Origin of the sequence: Halomonas sp. (genome assembly GCF_014859505.1) — a bacterium.
Classification (GTDB): domain Bacteria; phylum Pseudomonadota; class Gammaproteobacteria; order Pseudomonadales; family Halomonadaceae; genus Halomonas.
On the sequence record NZ_JACUUD010000051.1, the window covers coordinates 1 to 20,129 of the forward strand.

Genomic DNA, 20,129 nt, shown 5'->3' on the forward strand with positions numbered 1-20,129 from the left:
TGCGGGTGCAGCGTGATGCGCGGCTCGGTGGCATCGTCCATGATCGTTCCCTGTGCGTTTTTCTAATGTTCTTTTTTACGTAGCGTAACAGGCGAGGCAGCCGCCGCCGACGGCAGATCTCCTACGACTAAAGCCTTGCCGGCCACGGCGTGGCCGACAAGGCAATGCTCACGAGCCGGCGGCGGGCGCCTCGTCTTCCTCCTCGAGGGGGTCCTCCAGCGGCTCGCCCTCCTCGTCCAGGAGCTGGCTGTCGTAGGCCGCCTGCAGGCCGCTCTCCTCCTCGGTGGCCTCTTCCTCCTCCGCCTGGGCGATGGCGCCCGGGTAGAAGGGCGAGAGGATGGCCACCAGGATGCCCAGCGCGGCGAACATGGCGAAGGCATCGGCGTAGCCGAACCCCTCCACCAGGCGGCCGACCACCGGCGAGCCGGTGGCCTGGCCAAGCGATACCGCCATGAAGGGCAGCACCGGCCCCACGGAAAGGCGGCCGGGCAAGAGGCGAATGCCGGTCATCAGGTAGAGCCCGGTCAGGCTCATGTAGGCCAGGCCGAAGACCAGCGCGGAGAAGGCCGTCAGCAGCGGCTGGTCGGGGCTGGCGGCCAGCAGGGCGAGGCTCGCCGAGAGCATCATCAGCATCAGCGCCTGGGTGATGGGCGGGTTGTTGCGATCGGCCAGGTCGGCCACCACCGCCCCGCCGAGGCCGGCGACCCCCACCGCGAGCCACAGCCAGGCGGTGGCGCTGGCGGGCAGGCCGCCGAGGGTCACGATCAGGTCGGGCGCGAAGATCCAGTAGGCGGCGGAGACGAAGCCCATCAGGAAGGCGAACAGCGTGAGCCGGACCAGGCGCGACCAGGGCAATTCGTTGAGGGGCGGCGGGTCCGCCGCGTTCGAGGGCACGATCCGCGAGACCGAGGGCAAGAAGAGCCAGGCGGCGATCACCCCGAAGCCGGCGAGGAGGGCGAAGGAGAGGTAGGCGAGGCGCCAGGCACCGACCAGGAACAGCACCGTCGGCACGGCGACGATCACGCCGATGCTGGTGCCCGCGTTCATCACCGAGCTGACGCGCCCGTGCAGCGAGCGCCTGACGACAGCCTGCATGGCCGCGGTGAGCGCGGGCATCATCAGGCCGGTGCAGATCCCGCAGGCGAACACCCCCGCGCCCAGCGTCAGCGGGTCGGTGGCGCGGCTGATCAGCGAAAGCCCGGCGACGCCGAAGCCGCCGGAGAGCACCGCCGCGTAGCGGGCGCCGAGGCGATCGGTCACGAGCGGCGCCACCGCCGTGGCCAGCAGGAAGCTGATCAACGGCAGCGCGCCGATGACGCCGATCACGGAGGAGCTGAGGCCCAGCTCCTCGCGGATCGGAGGAACGAAAAGCCCGAAGGCGAAGCGGGCGAGGCCGAAGCTGATGGCGATCAGCGCGGCCCCCAGGACCGCGAACCCCGTGCTGGAAAGTCTCATGATCCTGCCTCCGCCGGTCCTGCTCGGTGGTCGAGATGGTCAGCGGTGCCGGACGCCGGATGGCCGCCCCTGGGGGGCCATCGCGTGTCGGCACCTCGCCCAGCGTGAAGCAGTCAGGCGGCCTCGGCAACCGTCATGGGGGCAGCGTCAGCGGGCGAATTCGGGAAACTTCGGCAGGTCGTCGGCGAGCTCGAACCACTCGGCCCGGGAGGAGACCCAGGCGTGGACGCGCCTGCCGGGCGCTATCGGGGTATCCAGGGTGCCCAGCCGCAGCCGCCTGGCCTCGGGCCGGTCGTCGCGGGCGCTGTAGAGGGGGCTTCCGCACTCGGCGCAGAACACCCGCACCTTGCCCGGCGTGGCGCGGTACTCCTTCAGGTGCGCCTCGCCCCGGGTGATATGAAAGTCCGCCGAGCGAATCGGCGCCACGGCGACGAAGGCCGAGCCCTGGGCCTTCTGGCACTGCTTGCAGTGGCACATGGAGATCTCGTCGATCTCGCCGTGGTACTCGTACCCCACCTTCCCGCACAGACAGCTTCCGGTATGCATCGGCGTTCCTCCCCGTTGACCTTCCGCCATCCTGGGCGGTTTTCGCGAGAAACACACTGCTCCCTTCGAGGCAGTACACTGGGCGAAACACCCCGATGGCGAGGCAAGCAGCGTCGATGAACCATTCCCCAGCTCCCGGCTTCCGGGCCGATGATCCTCGCGAGCCCAGGCTGACGACCCTCGGCGGCCACGACGTGCTCTTCGTGATGGCCGCCGAGCCCGAGTACGGCCCGCACCTGCGGCAGCGCTTCACCCCGCTGATGACCGGCGTCGGCCCCGTGGAGGCGGCGGTCGAGCTCACCGCGGCCCTGGCGACTCTCGCCGGGCAAGGGCGCCTGCCGGCGCTGGTGGTGTCGCTGGGCTCGGCCGGCAGCCGGCTGCTCGAGCAGACCGAGGTCTATCAAGCGACTTCCGTCGCCTATCGCGACATGGACGCCACCGCGCTGGGCTTCGACAGGGGCGTCACGCCCTTTCTCGACCTGCCGGCGACCCTGCCGCTGCCGCTGCGGATTCCCGGCATCCGGGAGGCCACGCTCTCCACCGGCGCCAATATCGTCTCCGGCGCGGCCTATGACGCCATCGCCGCCGAGATGGTGGACATGGAGAGCTACGCCTGCCTGCGCGCCTGCACGCGCTTCGGGGTGCCGCTGGTGGTGCTGCGCGGCATCTCGGACGGCAAGGCGGAGCTGCACCACGTCAACGACTGGACGGAGTACCTGCATGTCATCGACGAGAAGCTGGCCGCCGCCGTCGACCGCCTCGGCGAGGCGCTCGCCGAGGGCCAGTTGAAGCTCGGATGAGCGCCATGCCGCTTGACCGCCCCTTCGCCCGGTAGTGTCATGGCCCCAGGCGCCGTGGCGCCTCCGCTCCGGGCGTTTCGTGCCAGCCAATCCAAGCCAGCCAAGAGGCCCCCATGCGAAAGATCCTGCTCGTCGACAATGGCTCCCTGCGGGCCCAGGCCACGCTCAACCTGCGCCGCCTGGCCCGGGCCCTCGGCCAGGCCACCGGCCAGGAGGTCGAGGCCGCCTCCCTGCTGCACTCCTACAAGATCCCGGCCGAGGAGCTCGACGGGGAGAAGGCGGTGTCGCTGGGGCCCCGGGCCGAGCAGCTGGCGGAGCAGGGCGTCACCGAGCTGGTGATCCTGCCCTTCTTCTTCGGGCCCAGCCAGGCGCTGACCCGCTACCTGCCGGAGCGCCTGGCCGAGGTGCAGGCCCGCCACCCGCGGCTCGCCGTCAAGGTGGCGCTGCCGCTGGTGGAGAGCCAGGCCCCATTGGACCTGCGCCTGGCGAAGCTGCTGGCCGACAACGTGCGCGAGCAGATGAACGGGAAATCGCGGCCCAGGGTGGTGCTGGTCGACCACGGCAGCCCGATTCCCGAGGTCACGGCGGTGCGCAACTACCTGGCCGGCCAGCTCAGCGTGCTGCTGAGCGACGAGGCCGAGTGTGTCACCTTCGCCTCCATGGAGCGGCGCGACGGCGATGCCTACCGCTTCAACGAACCGCTGCTGGAGGACCTGCTGGCCGCCGAGACCATGGCCGGCAGCGAGGTGATTCTCGCCATGCTGTTCCTCTCCCCGGGGCGCCACGCCGGCGAGGGCGGCGATATCGCGGAGATCTGCGCGCAGGCCATGGCGCATTCCCCCGGGCTGCGCGTCGCCACCACGCGGCTGGCGGGGGAGCATGACGGCATCGTGGACATCCTCGCCACCCGCCTGGAGCAGGGCCTGGCCGGCACGCCGCTGCTGCTGTCGCTGCCGGCCGGCGGCTGAGCGCCTCGACCTCGCCGAGACGCCCAGCCCCATCGCAAGCCACCGGGCCCCGACGGCACGGGCGAGTCAACCGCGCAGCGCCATGACCCGCACCAGCTCCTGCCGATAGGCCGCCTCGTGGCGTGCCGGGTCGGCGGGAAACCGCCCGAGGGCCACCGCCAGCTCGAAAAAGCCCTCTCGGGGCAGGTCGCCGCGGCGGCTGACCACCAGGGCGGCGACCAGCGGACGGCCGGCGGCGACGTCCTCGCGCATCAGCGCCTCCAGCGCCAGGGCGACGCGCTGGATGGTGCGCGGCGGCGTCAGGCCCAGCGCTTCGGCGGCCTGCTGGTAGGTGATCGGCACGGCGTCATCGGGCAGCTGCTCGAGCAGCGTGCGCAGGCGCGGGGCCAGGTCGGGGGCATGCATCACCGGGGTCATGATGGCAGGGCTACCCGATAGCGGGTGCTGCGCCCTCCTCCCGGCAGTTTCACGAGGCAGCCCTTGGCCAGCAGGTCCGCCAGGTGGCGGGTCGCCGTGGCCTTGCTCACCTTGGCGACCTTCTGGTACTGGGCGGCACTGATGCCGTTCTCGAAGCCCCGTTCACCGCCATCCAGCAGCCGGTTGAGGACCTTGATCTGCTCGGGTAGCAGACCGGCATCGGCGAAACGCTGCCAGAAACGCGTCCTGACCAGGGTTCGATCGATATCGGCCAGCACCTCCGTCAAGGTCTGCAACAGGGTGTCGAGGAACCAGGCCAGCCAGTCGGTGAGATCGGTGGTGCCCCGCTGGCAGGCTTCGAGCACCCGGTAATACGCCTGGCGCTCGGCCAGGATCGCCGCCGACATGGCGAAGAGGCGAATGCTCTGTCGGTCGGCCTGGGCCAGGGCACGATCGGTAATGGCACGCGCCAGGCGGCCGTTGCCGTCCTCGAAGGGATGCAGGGTGACGAACCAGAAATGGGCGATGCCGGCGCGCAGCAGGGGATCCAGGGTGGGATCGTGGCGGCTCTCTTCGAACCATGTCAGGAAAGCGGCCATTTCGTCTTCCAGCACCCCGCGGGGCGGCGCCTCGAAGTGGACCCTGGGCCTGTCGAGGCGCCCGGAGACCACCTGCATCGGCTCCTCGCCTCGCCACTGGCCCACGCGCAGCGTGACCAGCGATGCCTCGGCATCGGGAAACAGCCAGCGGTGCCACTGGAACAGCCGCTCGCGAGTCAGCACCATGTCGGCACGACCGACAGCATCCATCATCATCTCGGCCAATCCTTCCGAACGCGGCGACACGGCACTCCCGGTGTCCTCCACGCCCAGCCGCCGGGCCAGCGATGAGCGCACCGACGCCGCATCGAGCCGCTCTCCTTCGATGGCCGAAGAGGTGATGATGTTCTGCAGCAGGGTATCCAGCATCACTGCCGGGGCATTGCCGGGGGGAAGGGAACCGACTCTGCCCAGCAGGATACCGAGCGTACGCCACGCCTCCTGGAGACGAGGCTGGACCTCGGCAGCCCGCCAATCGAAGTCTGGCCAGCCAGGCTGCTGCCAGATCCAGGTCGGCGCTGTGGAGGTCTCGTTCATCGGCGGTACCTGTAGGCCGGGATGAGCCGAACAGGAGGCTATTCGGCTCACTTATTGAGCCGTATTTTCGAGCGATTCGGCTCAGCGGTCAAGCCGCATCGAAGGTGATGGGTTCGACCGCTGCCAGATCGACTTCCTGTCGCGCCACCCAGAGGTCGTACTGATCCTGCATGGCCAGCCAGCTTTCCGGGGAGCGCCCCAGTGCCTTGGCTAGCCGCAGCGCCATCTCGGGGCTGACACCGCTGGTTCCCTTGATGACACGGGACAGCGTGGAAGACGAGACCCCGAGCTTCTCCGCGAGCTGACGGGCGCTGAGCCCGAAGGGCTCGAGGTAGACCTCACGAATGAACGCGCCGGGGTGGGGAGGATTGTGCATGACCATCCGTGATAGTCCTCATAGTCGATTGTAAAGCGTATTCTCACAGCGGCACCGCTCATCGCGAGGTCACGGCCGGTGGGTGGCACTCAGTCCCTTCCAGTCTTCCCGGTCCAGCTCGGGGTTGCCGGCACGAAAGCGGGCGTAGAGCTCGATGCCGCGGGGGTCTTCGAGGATCTCCACCTGCACGCCCTGCTCGCGCAGCAGGGCCTCGGTGCCCGAGGCGTTGGTGACATCGCCCACCACCACCCGCGAGACGCCGCGCATGTAGAGCAGCGTGGCGCAGACCTGGCAGGGGCTCAGCGAGGTGAAGAGCGTCGTGCGGCCGAAGTCGAGGCGGCCGGCATCGCGCATGGCCGAGGTCTCGCCGTGGTTGTAGGGGTGGTTCTCCTGCACCAGGGTGTTGTGCCCCTTGCCGACGATGCGCCGGGTGGCGTTGTCGATGATCACCGCCCCGATGGGGCAGCCGCCCTCGTCGTGGCTCTTCTGCGCCAGCAGCACCGCGATGCGCATCAGGTCGGCATCGCTCAGCCGGCGGGCGAAGCCGTCGTCCATCAGCACCGGCAGGCTCCGGGTAGGCATATGGGCGATGGCGGCCAGGGCCGCCTCGGTCACCGGCGCGCCGGCATTCAGCAGCGTCTCCATGGCGGCCCCCTCACTTCATCTCGAAGCCGCGCTTGACCAGGAAATCGCGCATATGGGGGCGCAGCTTGGTGTCGAACAGCGGGGTGAGGTTGTTCGACCAGTTGCTCGCCTTGTTGCCGCCCTTTCGTGACTGGTAGTAGGCGTGCATGGTCTCGTCGAAGGCCTCCACCAGCTCACGGTCGTCCGTGTAGGTGTCCTCCTTGAGGATCGCCGCCACCGGCAGGCGCGGCTTGATGTCCGGCTGGTGGGCCGGGTAGCCGAGGCACATGCCGAACACCGGGTAGACGTGATCCGGCAGGTCCAGCAGGTCACTGATCTGCTGGGGATTGTTGCGCACCCCGCCGATATAGCAGATGCCCAGCCCCTCGGATTCCGCGGCGATGGCCACGTTCTGGGCCATCAGGGCGGTATCCACGCTGGCCACCAGCAGCTGCTCGGTCATGCCGCGGATCACCCGGGCGCCGGTGCGTTCGGCGGCCTCGGTGGGGCGCTTCATGTCGGCGCAGAACATCAGGAAGGCGCCGCAGGTGGCCACGTAGGACTGCCCGCCGGCGAGCTCGGCGATCTTTTCACGGTTCTCCGGGTTCTTCACATGGATGACGGTGTAGGCCTGCACATGGCTGGATGTCGCCGCCCCCTGGCCGGCACGGATCAGCTCCTCCAGCAGCTCGCGGGAGACGGGCTGGTCGGTGAACTTGCGGATGGAGCGATGGGACTTGAGCAACTCGATGGTGGGGTTCATGGGGCCTCGTTCGCTAGTTGGCTAAGGATGTTGCCCAGCATAACGCAGCTGGCCTGAGGTGGCGCAACAGGGGCCGGTGACGTCGACTCGGGCGAGATACCGATGAAGACCCGCATGGGGTGCTCCCCCTCGGCGATCATGAAGGGCTCGCAGATGCCCTCCAGGTCCTGCCGGTGCAGGTCGAGCCTCTGTTCGTGGAAGGCCTGCTCCCGGGTCGCCTGGGTGACGAGCCACACCTCGGTCCAGGCCAGCTCGTCATGGGCTTTCCATTGCTCCCTCTCCTCGTTGCCGGGACGGTTCACCACTGCCCTTGAACTGGGCCAATCCCCTCGCGGATGCCAGCCTCGCCGGGCACAGCCACCTGCCAGGCCACGCCCTCATGGGTGAGGCGAAAGAGCACCGTGGCCAGGGTGTTCTCCTCATCGGGGTCGTCCGGTGCCCGGCGGTAGATGGGCAGCCCCGGCCCGCTGGTGTCGCGCAGCAGGATCAGCGGGTCGCGCACACCGGCGGCGATCAGCGCCTCTCCCTGGCGCTGGCGATCCGCCGAGGAGGCGGTGATCGCCTGGGGCAGATCGAGATGCAGGCAGTGGTTGGCATGCAGGGCCGGCGTCGCAAGCGCCCGACAGGAAAATCTGCCGCCGCCCACCTCCACGCTCAGCACCTGATTATCGCCGGCCTGGGCCAGGGTGTAGTGGAAGCCGCCGCCAGGCGGGGCCGTCTCGAGCAGCGCCAGCGCCGCGGCGAGATCGGGCTGGGCCAGCAGGGCCCGGCTGAGCACCATGCGCGGCAGCTCAGGCGCGACACCCACCAGACGCAGGTTGTTGAGGGTGACCACCAGCCCCGCCGCGGTGAGGCTGAAGGTGTGGCCGGGCAGCGAACCGGGATAGCAGAAGGTGAGAAAGGCGGGCTGCCTGGATGGCGCCAGCCGCGCCAGGAAGCAGCGGCCATCGAGGCACGGCAGGCCGTCCTCGTTGTGGGCGATCAGCGGGGACTCGCCTGGCAACACCAGCGTGGTACAGCCATCCGGCACGCTGGCCAGCAGGTCACCGCGACAGTTCCAGGCGGCCACCTTCTCGAGCGGCAGGTCGAGTCCCTCCGCGAGCCCCTCGAGCTCCTCGACCACCCAGGGGAAGTGCTCGTCGGTGGCGGCCAGCAGGCGGCGTACATGGCAAAGGTGACGGGTAGCGGTCACCTCCCGCCACAGCGTCGTGCCCATCAGCCGCTCGCGAACTGCTCGTCTGCCCTGTCGCCCCAGCGCCAGGCCGAGCTCGTGGTGGCTACCGCCGACCGCTAGCCAGCCCAGCCGACGTGAGGTCTCCTCCGGGGTTACCATGCTGGCGATGTATCCCTGTCGGTTGAATCGATACGCTTTTATCTCTCACCGGATAATGGTGTCGGCTATCAACAGGCGCCGCCATTAGGAAAATAAAAGGTGAAAGGCTTTGACCCACGCAATGATACATGACACTGTAGCGTCAGTTGGTCGGCAAGCAGCATGGTTTCAGAAGCATCGAATTCTTTCGGCAGCCTGATATTATCTCCCTTGTTCTACCCGCTAAATCATCTGGGTAACACCAGGAATATCGAAAGGCGCTAAGCGCGAAAGGATTTTATTATGACGACCGGCACAGTCAAGTGGTTCAACGATTCCAAGGGTTTTGGCTTTATCTCTCCGTCTGACGGCAGCGATGATGTCTTTGCTCATTTCTCCGAAATTCAGTCAGAAGGCTTCAAGTCCCTGCAGGAAGGTCAAAGCGTCTCCTTTGACGTGACCCAGGGCAAGAAAGGCCTTCAGGCGTCAAACATCAAGGCCATCTCCTGACCTTGACGGTCATGTGATGTCTCGAGCCCTTCGGGGTTCGACAGCAGGGCCCGCCTAGGCGGGCCCTGCTGCGTTGCATGCCGGCCCCGGCGGAACGGGCCGCCTGGACCTGGAATCGCCCTGGACCTAAAGTAGTGCCTCAGCGCCGACGGGACGCATGGCGAGGAGAGGGAAATGGCATGGAGACAGGCGAATGAATCCCGAGGACCTGACGACACTGGTCACGCTGCGCATGCCCTACGGCAAGTACGCCGGCCGGGTGATTGCCGACCTGCCCGGACCCTACCTGGCCTGGTTCGCCCGGGAAGGCTTCCCGGCCGGCAGGCTCGGCGCGCTGCTGGCGCTGATGCATGAGATTGATCACAACGGGCTGGGCGAACTGCTCGAGCCGCTGCGCCCCCCGCGGTGACCGCACCCCCTGACCAACTGCCACAATCGGAAGCCCCATGCTGCGTATCTCCAATTCCGTGGAACTGGGCGACTGGGAGATCGAGCTCAACCCGATCCGCGCCCAGGGCGCCGGCGGCCAGAACGTCAACAAGGTGGCCTCGGCCATCCATCTGCGTTTCGACATCCACCGCTCCAGCCTGCCGCCCTTCTACAAGGAGCGGCTGCTGGCGCTGGGCGACCAGCGCATCACCCAGGATGGTGTGGTGATCATCAAGGCCCAGCGCTTCCGCACCCAGGAGCAGAACCGCGAGGACGCCCTCGCACGGCTCCGCGAGCTGATCCGCGAGGCGGTGAAACAACGCCGGGCGCGCAAGGCCACCAAGCCGACCCGCTCCGCCAGGCGCAAGCGAGTCGACGCCAAGACCCGCAAGGGCAAGACCAAGGCACTGCGCGGGAAGGTGACGGAATGAGCCAGCACGAAACGCTCCACCCGACGCGCCCCGAGTCACCGTGCATCAAGGTGTGCCGGCCGGTGGGCGACCTCTGCCTGGGCTGCCACCGCAGCCTGGACGAGATCGCCCGCTGGTCGCGGATGGACGCGGCCCAGCGCGAGGCCGTCTGGCAGCGGCTGGAGCGCGAGGGCAAGATCGAGCCGACTCAGGCCTGATCGACAGCGAGTCTCGGCTGCGGGTGAGCCCGCAGCAGTCGGGAGGCTGCCGCCACGCCGAGCAGACCGATAAGCGCCCCGGGAATCGCTCCCAGCGCCATGCTGGCCAGGATCCCGGCAAACAGTGCCACCCCGCCCGCAAGGATTACCCGTGTGCCGGTGGCCGAGACGACATCCTGCCGGCGGCGCATCTCGAAGGCCACCACCGCCGCCATCACCGGGGTGACCATCAGCCCGCAGAGCAGCAGCCACACTAGCCGCCCCCACCAGAAGCCCGCCTCGCCGGGCAGCCCCGCATCGATGGGCGCCCTCAGCTTCTCGCCCAGCCAGGCCGCCGGCAGCTCGGCGAACTTGTGCCAAAGATAAAGCGGCATGCCCAGGGCGCCCAGGATCGTCACCAGGCGGCTGACCGGCCGCCTGGCCAGCAGCCGCCTGGCGGGTGTCTCGAAGGCCAGCACCGTGCCGACCTGCAGCCACATCACCCCCATCAGCGCCAGGGTCGGCGGCAGCAAGTTGCTGCGCCCGCCCACCTCGCCGTCCACCATGGCCAGCGGATAGCCCGAGCTGACCGTGGCCCCCAGCCACACCAGGCCCAGCGCGATCAGCACGAGCCCGGTGCCGGTGCCGGAGAAACGCCCCTGCCGCCAGGCGATTCCCAACTGCTGGGGCAGCAGCCAGATCACCAGCAGGTTGACCCAGCCGAGCACGGTGGCGTGGTCGGTGGCCAACTCGCCCAGGCGCAGCAGGTCGGCCAACGAGCCGGGCCGCGCCCGCAGCAGGTCCACCAGGGCGGCGATGGCCACCAGCCCCGCCACGGCACCCAGCCCCCAGCGGCGGTCGACACGGACGGACAGCGGCAGCAGCGCCTGCACGCCCAGCAGCATCAGCAGGAACCACAGGTGGATGGTTAGCGAGTGGTTGAAGGGTGCCAGGAAGCGTCCCTCCACCAGGCGCGAGATCACCGCCACTGCCGCCAACACCGCCAGGTAGGTCACCGTGGGCCGCGCCAGCGCCAGCGCCCGGCCTGCCCACCAGTGAAGCTGCCGGTGGCCATCCCTCAGCCGCCGGCGTACCCCGATGGCGCTCACCGCCGCCGAGACGAAGACGAACAGCGGCACTACCTGCACGATCCAGGTGAAGACGCCGGCCCCCTCCCACACCACCAGCAGGTGCTCGGTGTCCACCATGCGCCCCTCCTCCAGGCGCGGCAGAGTGGCCAGCCAGTGCCCGAATACCACCACCACCAGCGCCATGGCGCGCAGCGCATCGGGGTAGCGATCCCGGGGCGCCGGCTCGGGGCGGGTCTCACGCGGTTGCGGCATGCCTCCTCCTGAGAATATCGGTGAGTGGGCCCAGTGGGGCGCGGTGTCCAGGATCACCTGCAATGCCCTACATCTCGACTAGCCGAGTTTAAGAACGATGTTTTCTAACATCGTTTTCTTCATCGCGGTCACGGCATGTCTATCTACGGCACCTTTATCTTCGGCTATGACGCCGACACGCCTGAGGCCATCGACGGCACCACCCTCATCGCTCAGGAGGAGCTGCTAGCCACTTCGCCTGTCCCTTCTAGAACCATCCCTTGCGCCGGAACAGCCAGACCAGCCCCACGCCGATGCTCAGCATCACCCCCAGCACGATGAAATAGCCATAGGGGTGCTCGAGTTCGGGCATGTGCACGAAGTTCATGCCATAGACGCCGGCGATGAAGGTCAGCGGCACGAAGATGGCGGTGATCACCGTCAGGATGCGCATGGTGATGTTGAGCTGATGGGAGGAGAGCGAGATGTGGCCGTCGACCAGGTCGCCGCAGATGTCGTAGTACATCTGGGTCAGGGTGAGCAGCCGGTCGAAGCGCTCGTGGACGTCGTTGATGGCGTGCAGCGTCTCGCTCTCGTTGCGTGGCAGGTGGGAATAGTCGTAGGCGGTGAGCTCCTGGGTAATGCCCACGTGGTAGTTGAACACCCGGCGCATCTTCACCAGCCGGGAGCGGTAGCCGATGACCTGGCGCATCAGGGCATCGCTGCCATTCTCCAGCAGCGCGTCCTCGAGGTCGCTGAGCGCATTCTCGAACTCCAGCAGGCTGTCCAGGTAGTAGCCGGCGGAGTAGTACATGACCTTGAGCGCGACATGCTCCGGGGAGCGACGCAGCAGGTCGCTGCCTTCGTGGGCGAGCAAGCGGTCGATACTCAGCGCCAGACCGGGATGCAGGGTGATCAGGAAGCGCTCGCCGAGAAACATCGCCACCTGCTGTGGCGTGTAGTTGAGATCGGCGTCGAAGGAGGAGATGCCGCGGTAGAGGATCAGGGTGTGGCCCTCGAACTCCTCGATCTTGGGTGGGTGGCGCTCGCGGTGGGCATCATCGATGGCCATGGGGTGGCAGTCGAAGGCCTCGAGCATCTCCCGCTCCCGGGCCATGGACTCCCCCTGCAGATCGATCCACAGGCGGCTATCCGGCGATTCCTGCCAGCGGGCGATCAATTCCTCGCCCCCGGTCATGGCCCGGCCCTCGGCGTCCACCATCAGCGTGCGTATCATGCTCCAATCATCCTTGCGTGTCAGGCTTGCGGCTCTCGCGCCTCCTGACAGGCACTCTAAGGCATGCCGGCCGGCGCTGCCCACCGCCCCGCCGCCGATGCCATCGTTTCCGATACCGAGGAGCCACCATGAACGACTCTCTAATGGGCCGCCTAATGGGCCGGATCGCCAAGGTGGTGCAAGGCAGGCGCCCCTTGGGGAGGCGACGCCAGCCGGCGCTGGCTGCTAATCTAGTGCCAGCCTTGCCCCGCAGGGACAATGACAGTCATCAAGGGAGAATGTGTCGATGAGTGAGCAGGTCTCTCAGATCATCGTCCCGGTGGACGGTTCACCCACGGCCGCTGCCGCGGCCCGCCACGCCAGCCTGCTGGCCAGGCTACTGGATGCCCCGCTCCAGTTGCTGCACGTGATGCCGCTCAACGCGGCGGAGCTGTCCGATATTCCCGCCAACCGCCAGGCCGAGGCCGACCATGACCGAACGGCGCGCCTCGAGATCGCCGAGACGGCCTTCGCCAAGGCCCGCAAGGCGATCGACCCCGAGCTGACGCCAGCTCCGAGCGAGGCGGTGCTGGAGGACAGCACCTTCATCCGCCACCCGGAGCGGGCCATCATCGCCCATGTCCGTCGCCACCCCGACTGCCTGCTGGTGCTGGGAGCGCGCCACCTGAGCGAGGTCGGCAAGTTCCTGCAGGGCAGCGTCAGCAACGAGGTGGTGCACCGCGCTCGCTGTCCGGTGACCATCGTCCATGACGACGCCAGCCTGCAGGAGGCCTCGGGCATCGGCCGGATACTGCTGCCGGTGGACGGGTCTCGCCACGCCAACCAGGCGGCGGGGCTGGCCGGTGACCTGGCGCGCAGTGCCGAGGTGCCGGTGGAACTGGTGTTCTGCCAGCCCGGCGGCCAGGCCGGGACGCTCGAGAAGGGCGAGGGGAGCCAGTCCGAGCGGGTCTTCCGCCTGGCCCGGGAAGCCCTGGGGGAGGTCCCCGGGGGCATCGAGGAGGTGCTGCTCTACGAGGAGCGCTTCGCCGAGGCGATCGTCTCCCGCGCCCGCCACCACCTGAACGAGCGGCCGATGATCGTCATGGGCCGGCGCGGGCTGGGCAAGTGGCGGGAGTCGCTGCTCGGCAGCGTCAGTCATCGGGTCATCGACCTCGCGCCCTGCCCGGTCACCGTGGTGGTCTGATTCCACCCGTTGCCTCGCCTCAGGCGAGGCCGGTGATGTTGCCGTCGGTGTCCAGGCCCATGCCCAGCGCCGCCGGCTCCCGGGGCAGCCCGGGCAGGGTCATCAGCTTTCCACACACCGCCACCACGAAGCCGGCGCCGGCCGAGAGACGCAGCTCGCGGACCCGCAGCCGGTGCCCCTTGACCAGGCCACCATCTGCCGGGTCGTCCGAGAAGCTGTACTGGGTGCGGGCGATGCACACCGGCAGTTTCCCGTAGCCGGCGCCCTCGAGGCGCTGCAGCGTCTCCCGGGCCTCGGACGAGAGCTCGACGCCACTGGCGCCGTAGAGCCGGGTAGCGATCGTCTCCAGCGCCTCCTCCACGGGCGTGCCGTCGGCATACAGCGGCGCCACCTCGCCGCCCGTTTCCTCCAATCGTTCCAGTACACACCGCGCCAGCGTCAGGGCGCCCTCCCCGCCCCGCGCCCAGTGGTCGCAGTGCGCCAGAGCCACGCCAAGCTCGGCGCAGCAGGCCGCCAGCCTCTCCCGCTCGTCCTCGCTGTCGCCGGGGAAGGCGTTGAGGGCCACCACCGGCGCCAGGCCGAAGGCGCGGGCCACCGCCACCTGGCGAACCAGGTTGTCGAGGCCGTCGGTGAGCGCCGCGAGATCCGGGTGCTGCATGGCTTCGCGGCTCGCCCCGCCGTGGAAGCGCAGGGCGCGCAGGGTCACCACGATCACCGCGGCATCCGGAAAGAGGCCGGACTGGCGCGACTTGATGTCGATGAACTTCTCCAGTCCCTGATCGGCACCGAAGCCGGCCTCGGTGACCACCACCTCGGCGAGCGAGAGGGCCGCCCGGGTGGCGACAAGCGAGCTGCAGCCGTGGGCGATGTTGGCGAAGGGGCCGCCGTGAATCAGCACCGGGGTGTGCTCCAGGGTCTGCACCAGGTTAGGTGCCAGGGCATCGCGCAGCAGGACGGACATGGCGCCGACCGCGCCCAGATCTGCCGCGGTCACCGGGGTGTCGTCGCGCCGCCAGGCCACCACGATGTGGCCCAGGCGTCGCTCTAGGTCGGCGAGGTCCTCGGCCAGGCAGAGGATCGCCATGATCTCTGAGGCGGCGGTGATCTCGAAGGTGCTGTCGCCCTGGTCGGTGCGCACCCGGCGCAGACTGCGATCGTTGAGGTCGAGCACCCGAGGGCACACCACCCGCGCGGGGTCGATCTCCAGTGCGTTGCCCCAGTACAGGTGGTTGTCGAGCAGAGCTGCCAGCAGGTTATGGGCCGATGTCACGGCATGGAAGTCGCCGTTGAAGTGCAGGTTGATGGCCTCCATGGGCACCACCTGGGCGCGCCCGCCGCCGGCGGCGCCGCCCTTCATGCCGAACACCGGCCCCAGCGAGGGCTCACGCAGGCAGGCCAGGGCAGAGACCCCGAGCCGGGAGAGGGCATCCACCAGCCCCACGCAGGCAGTGGTCTTGCCCTCGCCGGCGGGGGTGGGCGTGATGGCGGAGACCAGCACCAGGCGCCCGCGGGGACGATCCTGCAGGCGCTGAAGCAGCGAGCGGGAAAGCTTGGCGCGGTGGTGACCGAAGGGAATCAGCTCCTCGGCGGCGAGGCCCAGGCGGGCCTCGGCCAGCGGCAGGATCGGCTCGAGCCGCGCCCGGCGGGCGATCTCGAGATCCGTGGCGGGTGCATGCCCGGAGATGCCCTCGCTGTCATCCAACTTTCGAGACATGGGATCTCCTCCGGGCCGGCCCTGCCGGCAGCATTTGCCGGTGCGTCAGGCCTCGTAGGCGGCCTTGAGGCGATAGAATTCGGTGACGATCTCGTCCATGGCGGTCGGGTCGTAGTCGCACAGGCCGCTGACCACCAGCTTCTTGGAGCCGGTGCCAACGGAGGCGCCGCCGGACTTTATATGGAACTCCAGCAGGCAGTCGCCGCGCTTGCCGTTCACCTCCAGGGAGGAGCTGTCCAGCGCCAGCTCCGGCAACAGGCCCTCGAGTCGGTCGAGGGAAAAGCCCATGCTGTCGTAGATCACCAGCGGACGGCGAGGATTGAACATCACCCCCTTCTCCTCCATCAACGGCTTGAGATAGTGGGGGAAGTTCTTCCCGGAGAAGGCCACGTAGCAGCGGGTGAAGGCCTCCACCACCGCCTCGTCGCAGGTCGTCTCCCCGCTGCGCGCCACCTCGAGGTAGCACTTGCCGTTCTCGTCGCAAACGCGGATCAGTCCATCCTCATGCTCCTGGAAGCAGAGCGGCGTACCGCCACCCACCATGCTCAGGAAGCGAAAATCCATGCGCTGGGAGAGCCCGAAGCGGGCCAGTACCAGGGCGAAAAGCAGGTCGCCCGGCACGCAGAAGCGACGCGCATCCGGGTTGTGGATGGGGTTGTAGTCGCCGGCGATTCCCTTGGCGAAACGACTGGCCTGCTCGGCGGAGATGCAGACGCATTCTCCCGCCGGCGAATGAAATTCATCGAGAAACATGCGTGATGTGCCTGCCCTGCGTCGTTGGCGATCCAGATCCTGCCGGCGGATGCCGGAGCGCAGATGATGCCATAAAACCCTCGCCAACGAAGCCTCGTTAGGCGCTACCATGGGCCAATGGGCAGACCAAGCGACGACAAGAAGCAGCAGGAGAGATCCCCGCGGAGCGGTCCCTGGTGGTGGCTGGGCGTGTCGGCGGGCTTCGTGGCACTGGCCCTGGCCAGTGCGGCCCTGACCCTGCCGACACTGCTGGACAGCGCCTGGCTGCAGGCCAGGCTCTCCAGCCAGGAGGGGCTGTCGATCCGCTGGGAGGGCTCGCGGCCCGGCTGGAACAGCCTGGCGGTGGAGTCGCTGGTCATCGAGCGCGAGGATGATTCGCTGCCGCTGGCCCTGGAGGTGGACGCCGCTCGCCTGGAACTCACCCTGCCCGCCCTGCTGAGCCGGCGCCTGGCCATCCGAGAAATCGCGGCCAGCGGGCTGCACCGGCTTGATATCGACGGCCACCAGCTGAGCGGGGAAGGTCGACTGACACTGTCGGGTCTCGACCTCGCCCGGGATGAGCTGGGCGTGGAGCGACTCACCCTGGCGCTGGAGCAGGCCACCCTGACCCGTGGCGGACACCGGCTGGCCGATGACATTACCCTCACTGCCGACCTGAACATGGCCCCCTTCGACCCCGCCGCCCATCCCGGCCAGGCGTCACTGCGCTTTCTCTCCGGGGAAATTGCTCTGGCGGCCCGCGCCGACGCCTGGGACCTCTTCACCCCCTATCTGGCTGAGCTGGGCTGGCGGGGCCTGGCCGGACGCGGCAGCCTCGAGGGAGAGTTGAGCATCGTCAAGGGCATGCTGGCCCCGGGCAGCCACCTGGTCCTCGACTCCCCCGAACTCGGCGTCACCCTGGACGAGGCCGCCCTGCTGGCTGGCAGCGGCCAGAGCGAGAGCGACAACGCCCCGGCCTGGGTGGTGGCCCGCTGTCGCTGCTGGCCGATCTGGTCTTTCACGAGGAGCGGCTGGACGGCCAGCTCTACGCCAGCCTGGGGCGACTCGCCGTCGGGGTCGCGCTTCAGGATGGCGAGCGAACGCTGCGCTTCTGGCAGCCGCACCGCTGGTTCGAGGAGGAGGGTCGAGAGGAGTTGGAGGAGACCTCCCCGCAGGCGTTCCGGGAGGCCCTGACGCCACGCTGATGCGGGCGATCTGCACGTGCTTTCACGGGCTGCATGAACAAAGGTCCTGAAGAAGGTCGTTAGCATGCAAAAAAAGCATGCGAAACGCCTCCGTGACGGGGCCTCCCGCCGTATTGCACCGCATCATCACATGCTAGAATCGGCGCGCTTATTACCCACTCCCCGCAACCCCTTCCTCGGGACACTGCAATCATGCACACAATCGATGGAATCGCTTCACGGCCCCGGCGCCCCGCCTGGTGGTCGAGCCTTCTCGTACTCGCTTGTCTGACCCTGCTGTTCAGCCCTGCCGCCTATGCGGTGACCGGCGAGCTGGACATGACCGGCTCCCTGGTCGGCGTGCTGGCCGTGAGTATCTTCGTCCTCGCCTATGCCCTCGTCATGGGCGAGGAGAAGCTGCACATGCGCAAGTCCAAGCCGGTGCTGGTCGCCGCCGGCCTCATCTGGTCGCTGATCGGCTGGGTCTATGTCCAGTCGGGCATGCCGAACGAGGCCGAGCACGCCTTCCGCGAGACCCTGCTCGAGTTCACCGAGCTGATGCTCTTCCTGCTGGTGGCGATGACCTATATCAACGCCATGGAGGAGCGGCGGGTATTCGACGCACTGCGTTCCTGGATGGTGCGGAAGGGCTTCAGCTACCGCCAGCTGTTCTGGATCACCGGCGTGCTGGCCTTCCTGATCTCACCCATTGCCGACAACCTGACCACCGCCCTGTTGATGTGCGCCGTGGTGACCAAGGTCGCGGAAGGTGACAAGCGCTTCATCAATCTCTGCTGCGTCAACATCGTGGTGGCGGCCAACGCCGGCGGCGCCTTCAGCCCCTTCGGCGACATCACCACCCTGATGGTGTGGCAGGCGGGCATGGTGCAATTCTATGAGTTCTTCGAGCTGCTGGTCCCTTCGCTGGTCAACTTCCTGATCCCGTCCGTGGTGATGAGCGCCTTCATCAAGAACCGCAAGCCCGACAGCGTCCAGGAGGATGTCTGGCTGAAGCGCGGAGCGCGGCGGATCATCGCACTCTTCCTGCTCACCGTAGCCACCGCCGTAGCCTGTCACACCCTGCTGAACCTGCCGCCGGTACTGGGCATGATGACAGGGCTTGGCTACCTGCAGTTCTTCGGCTACTACCTGCGCCGCACCCTGCCGAAATCCCTGGAGAAGAAGCGCACTCGCTATAGCCAGCGCGGCGACGACAAGAAGCTTGCCCAGCTGGGCAGCGTGGTGCCCTTCGATGTCTTCAACCGCGTGGCCCGCGCCGAGTGGGACACCCTGCTGTTCTTCTACGGCGTGGTGATGTGCGTCGGCGGGCTCGGCTTCATGGGCTACCTGGGACTGCTCTCGGATGCGCTCTATACCGGCTGGGGCGCTACCTGGGCCAATATCGCCCTCGGCGTGATCTCGGCGGTGGTGGACAACATCCCGGTGATGTTCGCCGTGCTGACCATGCAGCCAGAGATGTCCCACGGCCACTGGCTGCTGATCACCCTGACCGCCGGCGTCGGCGGCAGCCTGCTCTCCATCGGCTCCGCCGCCGGGGTGGCCCTGATGGGCCAGGCCCGCGGCAACTATACTTTCATGGGCCACCTGCGCTGGGCGCCGGTCATCGCCATCGGCTACGCCGCCAGCGTGGCTACCCACCTGTGGCTCAACGCCCACAGCTTTACCGTCTTCAACTGATCGACCCACGTGAACTGGGCCATTTCCCGGCGGCGATTGCCGCCGGGTTTCGTTGCGCGTTGATGCCCCTGCTTTACATTGCCTTCCAATGATGTAGCTTGTCGTTAGACGGCCGCATTAGAACAGTCACCAAGCAGTGTGGTGATTATCATGACCATAACCAGACGGCCACGTGGTACGCAGGAGTGAAGGCCCTAGCCCGGAGCCCCGCACAAGACGGGGCCCGTGGTTGAAGCGAATCATCAAAAGGGAACTGATACGCCGATGCTGTCCTCCACCCTGTCGCCCCCAGCGGCGACAATACATCGCCTGTCCAGCCGTCACGGGGCCATCCGGTGGCGGGGCTGAGGCTTGGCCTGCTGCCCCCCCTGCTGGCGGCCCTGCTCACGCTGTCCTGGCCCTCCCTGGCGGCTGCCGACGAGAGCCCGGTCCTGGTAGCCCACCCCGATGTGCGGACCGTCCGCCTGACCCGCGACACCACCCGCGCCATCTTTGCCATGCGGCAACGCACCTGGCCGGATGGCCAGGCGGTACGGGTTCATGTGCTCAACAATGACGACCCCATTCATGGGCGCTTCGTGAAGGAGCGCCTGGCCGTCTATCCGCACCAGCTTCAGCTGGCCTGGGACCGCATGGTGTTCTCCGGCACCGGCCAGGCCCCCACGCGAGTCTTCTCCCAGGCCGAGATGCACGAACGTATCGCCAACACACCCGGCGCCCTGGGCTATCTGGAAAGGGAGTATCTGGATGATCGTGTCCAAGTCATTTCGGTGGAGTGAACGCCGCACCCGCCTGGTGTTGGCCGCCCTGCTGCTGGGCGGCACCACTCCGGCCGCGGCAGACAGCAGCATGCTGGATACCCTGCAGATGCACGGCTTCCTCAGCCAGGCGCTGGTGATCACCGATCACAATGACTTCTTCGGCCCGAGCAGCAGCGGAGGCGGCAGCCTGAAATACACCGAGATCGGCGCCAACGCCTCGATCCGCCCTCACCAGGACGTGCTGATCGCCGCCCAGGTGCTCAGCCGGCGCGCCGGCGGGGATGGCAGCGACGCCAAGCCGATGCTCGACTATGGCTTGGTGGACTATCAGATGGTCTCCAACCAGCAGCGTACC

The 20,129-nt window shown here is 67.8% G+C and carries 23 protein-coding genes and 1 pseudogene; 11 read left to right on the forward strand and 13 right to left on the reverse strand.

Features of this window, described 5'->3' with window-relative positions:
* Window positions 1-168: 168 nt before the first annotated feature.
* Together IBX53_RS08675 and IBX53_RS08680 are read right to left on the reverse strand one after the other, a co-directional pair.
* Window positions 169-1,458, reverse strand: coding sequence for an MFS transporter (locus tag IBX53_RS08675; protein ID WP_290908085.1), 1,290 nt, complete (start codon window positions 1,456-1,458; stop codon window positions 169-171).
* Window positions 1,459-1,602: 144 nt separating this feature from the next.
* Window positions 1,603-2,001 (reverse strand): GFA family protein, encoded by a 399-nt coding sequence (locus IBX53_RS08680; protein ID WP_290908028.1) that lies wholly within the window; start codon window positions 1,999-2,001, stop codon window positions 1,603-1,605.
* Between the two features lie 116 nt (window positions 2,002-2,117).
* Between IBX53_RS08680 and IBX53_RS08685 the strand changes: the two genes are divergently transcribed.
* Both IBX53_RS08685 and IBX53_RS08690 read left to right on the forward strand, forming a co-directional pair.
* Window positions 2,118-2,801, forward strand: a complete 684-nt coding sequence (locus tag IBX53_RS08685; RefSeq protein ID WP_290908032.1) for a 5'-methylthioadenosine/S-adenosylhomocysteine nucleosidase — start codon at window positions 2,118-2,120, stop codon at window positions 2,799-2,801.
* A gap of 113 nt (window positions 2,802-2,914) precedes the next feature.
* A complete protein-coding gene (locus IBX53_RS08690; protein ID WP_290908035.1) occupies window positions 2,915-3,769 on the forward strand; it encodes a sirohydrochlorin chelatase in 855 nt (284 codons plus the stop codon).
* A gap of 66 nt (window positions 3,770-3,835) precedes the next feature.
* Here IBX53_RS08690 and IBX53_RS08695 read toward each other — a convergent pair whose 3' ends face one another.
* From IBX53_RS08695 to IBX53_RS08725, 7 genes are all read right to left on the reverse strand, one after another.
* Entirely contained in the window at window positions 3,836-4,174 is a 339-nt protein-coding gene (locus IBX53_RS08695) for a hypothetical protein (RefSeq protein WP_290908036.1), read from the reverse strand.
* 8 nt (window positions 4,175-4,182) lie between these two features.
* Complete coding sequence (locus IBX53_RS08700) at window positions 4,183-5,322, reverse strand: Fic family protein (RefSeq protein WP_290908038.1); 1,140 nt, start codon at window positions 5,320-5,322, stop codon at window positions 4,183-4,185.
* 88 nt (window positions 5,323-5,410) lie between these two features.
* Window positions 5,411-5,704, reverse strand: a complete 294-nt coding sequence (locus IBX53_RS08705) for a HigA family addiction module antitoxin (RefSeq protein WP_290908040.1) — start codon at window positions 5,702-5,704, stop codon at window positions 5,411-5,413.
* Between the two features lie 63 nt (window positions 5,705-5,767).
* Entirely contained in the window at window positions 5,768-6,343 is a 576-nt protein-coding gene (locus tag IBX53_RS08710) for a nucleoside deaminase (RefSeq protein ID WP_290908043.1), read from the reverse strand.
* Window positions 6,344-6,353: 10 nt separating this feature from the next.
* Window positions 6,354-7,085, reverse strand: a complete 732-nt coding sequence (nfsA, locus tag IBX53_RS08715; protein WP_290908046.1) for an oxygen-insensitive NADPH nitroreductase — start codon at window positions 7,083-7,085, stop codon at window positions 6,354-6,356.
* Window positions 7,082-7,387, reverse strand: coding sequence for a hypothetical protein (locus tag IBX53_RS08720; RefSeq protein ID WP_290908049.1), 306 nt, complete (start codon window positions 7,385-7,387; stop codon window positions 7,082-7,084). Before IBX53_RS08720 ends, nfsA begins: the two co-directional genes overlap by 4 nt.
* Entirely contained in the window at window positions 7,384-8,418 is a 1,035-nt protein-coding gene (locus IBX53_RS08725; RefSeq protein ID WP_290908052.1) for a C45 family peptidase, read from the reverse strand. The genes IBX53_RS08720 and IBX53_RS08725 overlap by 4 nt, the downstream gene beginning before the upstream one ends.
* Window positions 8,419-8,700: 282 nt before the next feature.
* On the opposite strand from IBX53_RS08725, the gene IBX53_RS08730 reads away from it, so the two are divergent.
* The 4 genes from IBX53_RS08730 to IBX53_RS08745 all read left to right on the forward strand — a co-directional run bounded on the left by IBX53_RS08730 (window position 8,701) and on the right by IBX53_RS08745 (window position 9,964).
* Window positions 8,701-8,907, forward strand: a complete 207-nt coding sequence (locus tag IBX53_RS08730) for a cold-shock protein (RefSeq protein WP_290783945.1) — start codon at window positions 8,701-8,703, stop codon at window positions 8,905-8,907.
* Window positions 8,908-9,100: 193 nt separating this feature from the next.
* Window positions 9,101-9,316 carry a DUF3820 family protein gene (locus tag IBX53_RS08735; RefSeq protein ID WP_290908055.1) on the forward strand — a complete coding sequence of 72 codons (216 nt, stop codon included), beginning with the start codon at window positions 9,101-9,103 and terminating at the stop codon, window positions 9,314-9,316.
* A gap of 37 nt (window positions 9,317-9,353) precedes the next feature.
* Window positions 9,354-9,767, forward strand: a complete 414-nt coding sequence (arfB, locus tag IBX53_RS08740; protein ID WP_290908058.1) for an alternative ribosome rescue aminoacyl-tRNA hydrolase ArfB — start codon at window positions 9,354-9,356, stop codon at window positions 9,765-9,767.
* Window positions 9,764-9,964: a DUF1289 domain-containing protein gene (locus IBX53_RS08745; protein ID WP_290908061.1), complete on the forward strand. Its 201-nt coding sequence runs from the start codon at window positions 9,764-9,766 to the stop codon at window positions 9,962-9,964. The genes arfB and IBX53_RS08745 overlap by 4 nt, the downstream gene beginning before the upstream one ends.
* Here the strand turns inward: IBX53_RS08745 and IBX53_RS08750 are convergent.
* Together IBX53_RS08750 and IBX53_RS08755 are read right to left on the reverse strand one after the other, a co-directional pair.
* Window positions 9,955-11,286 carry an acyltransferase gene (locus IBX53_RS08750; protein ID WP_290908064.1) on the reverse strand — a complete coding sequence of 444 codons (1,332 nt, stop codon included), beginning with the start codon at window positions 11,284-11,286 and terminating at the stop codon, window positions 9,955-9,957. The genes IBX53_RS08745 and IBX53_RS08750 overlap by 10 nt on opposite strands.
* Window positions 11,287-11,533: 247 nt before the next feature.
* On the reverse strand, window positions 11,534-12,502 hold the full coding sequence (locus tag IBX53_RS08755; protein ID WP_290908068.1) for a magnesium transporter CorA family protein: 969 nt from the start codon (window positions 12,500-12,502) through the stop codon (window positions 11,534-11,536).
* Window positions 12,503-12,788: 286 nt separating this feature from the next.
* Between IBX53_RS08755 and IBX53_RS08760 the strand changes: the two genes are divergently transcribed.
* Window positions 12,789-13,685: a universal stress protein gene (locus IBX53_RS08760; protein WP_290908071.1), complete on the forward strand. Its 897-nt coding sequence runs from the start codon at window positions 12,789-12,791 to the stop codon at window positions 13,683-13,685.
* A 19-nt stretch (window positions 13,686-13,704) separates the two neighbouring features.
* Here the strand turns inward: IBX53_RS08760 and IBX53_RS08765 are convergent, their stop codons facing one another.
* On the reverse strand, window positions 13,705-15,399 hold the full coding sequence (locus IBX53_RS08765) for a formate--tetrahydrofolate ligase (RefSeq protein ID WP_290908073.1): 1,695 nt from the start codon (window positions 15,397-15,399) through the stop codon (window positions 13,705-13,707).
* Window positions 15,400-15,444: 45 nt separating this feature from the next.
* On the reverse strand, window positions 15,445-16,152 hold the full coding sequence (locus IBX53_RS08770; protein ID WP_290908076.1) for a DUF3581 family protein: 708 nt from the start codon (window positions 16,150-16,152) through the stop codon (window positions 15,445-15,447).
* A 117-nt stretch (window positions 16,153-16,269) separates the two neighbouring features.
* Between IBX53_RS08770 and IBX53_RS08775 the strand changes: the two genes are divergently transcribed.
* The 4 genes and pseudogenes from IBX53_RS08775 to IBX53_RS08790 all read left to right on the forward strand — a co-directional run.
* Window positions 16,270-17,325: a hypothetical protein gene (locus IBX53_RS08775; RefSeq protein WP_290908079.1), complete on the forward strand. Its 1,056-nt coding sequence runs from the start codon at window positions 16,270-16,272 to the stop codon at window positions 17,323-17,325.
* 203 nt (window positions 17,326-17,528) lie between these two features.
* Complete coding sequence (gene nhaD, locus IBX53_RS08780; RefSeq protein ID WP_290908081.1) at window positions 17,529-19,013, forward strand: sodium:proton antiporter NhaD; 1,485 nt, start codon at window positions 17,529-17,531, stop codon at window positions 19,011-19,013.
* A gap of 371 nt (window positions 19,014-19,384) precedes the next feature.
* On the forward strand, window positions 19,385-19,792 hold the full coding sequence (locus IBX53_RS08785; RefSeq protein ID WP_290908090.1) for a hypothetical protein: 408 nt from the start codon (window positions 19,385-19,387) through the stop codon (window positions 19,790-19,792).
* Window positions 19,761-20,129, forward strand: a pseudogene (locus IBX53_RS08790) (hypothetical protein); the annotation flags it as partial. The gene IBX53_RS08785 and the pseudogene IBX53_RS08790, both read left to right, overlap by 32 nt.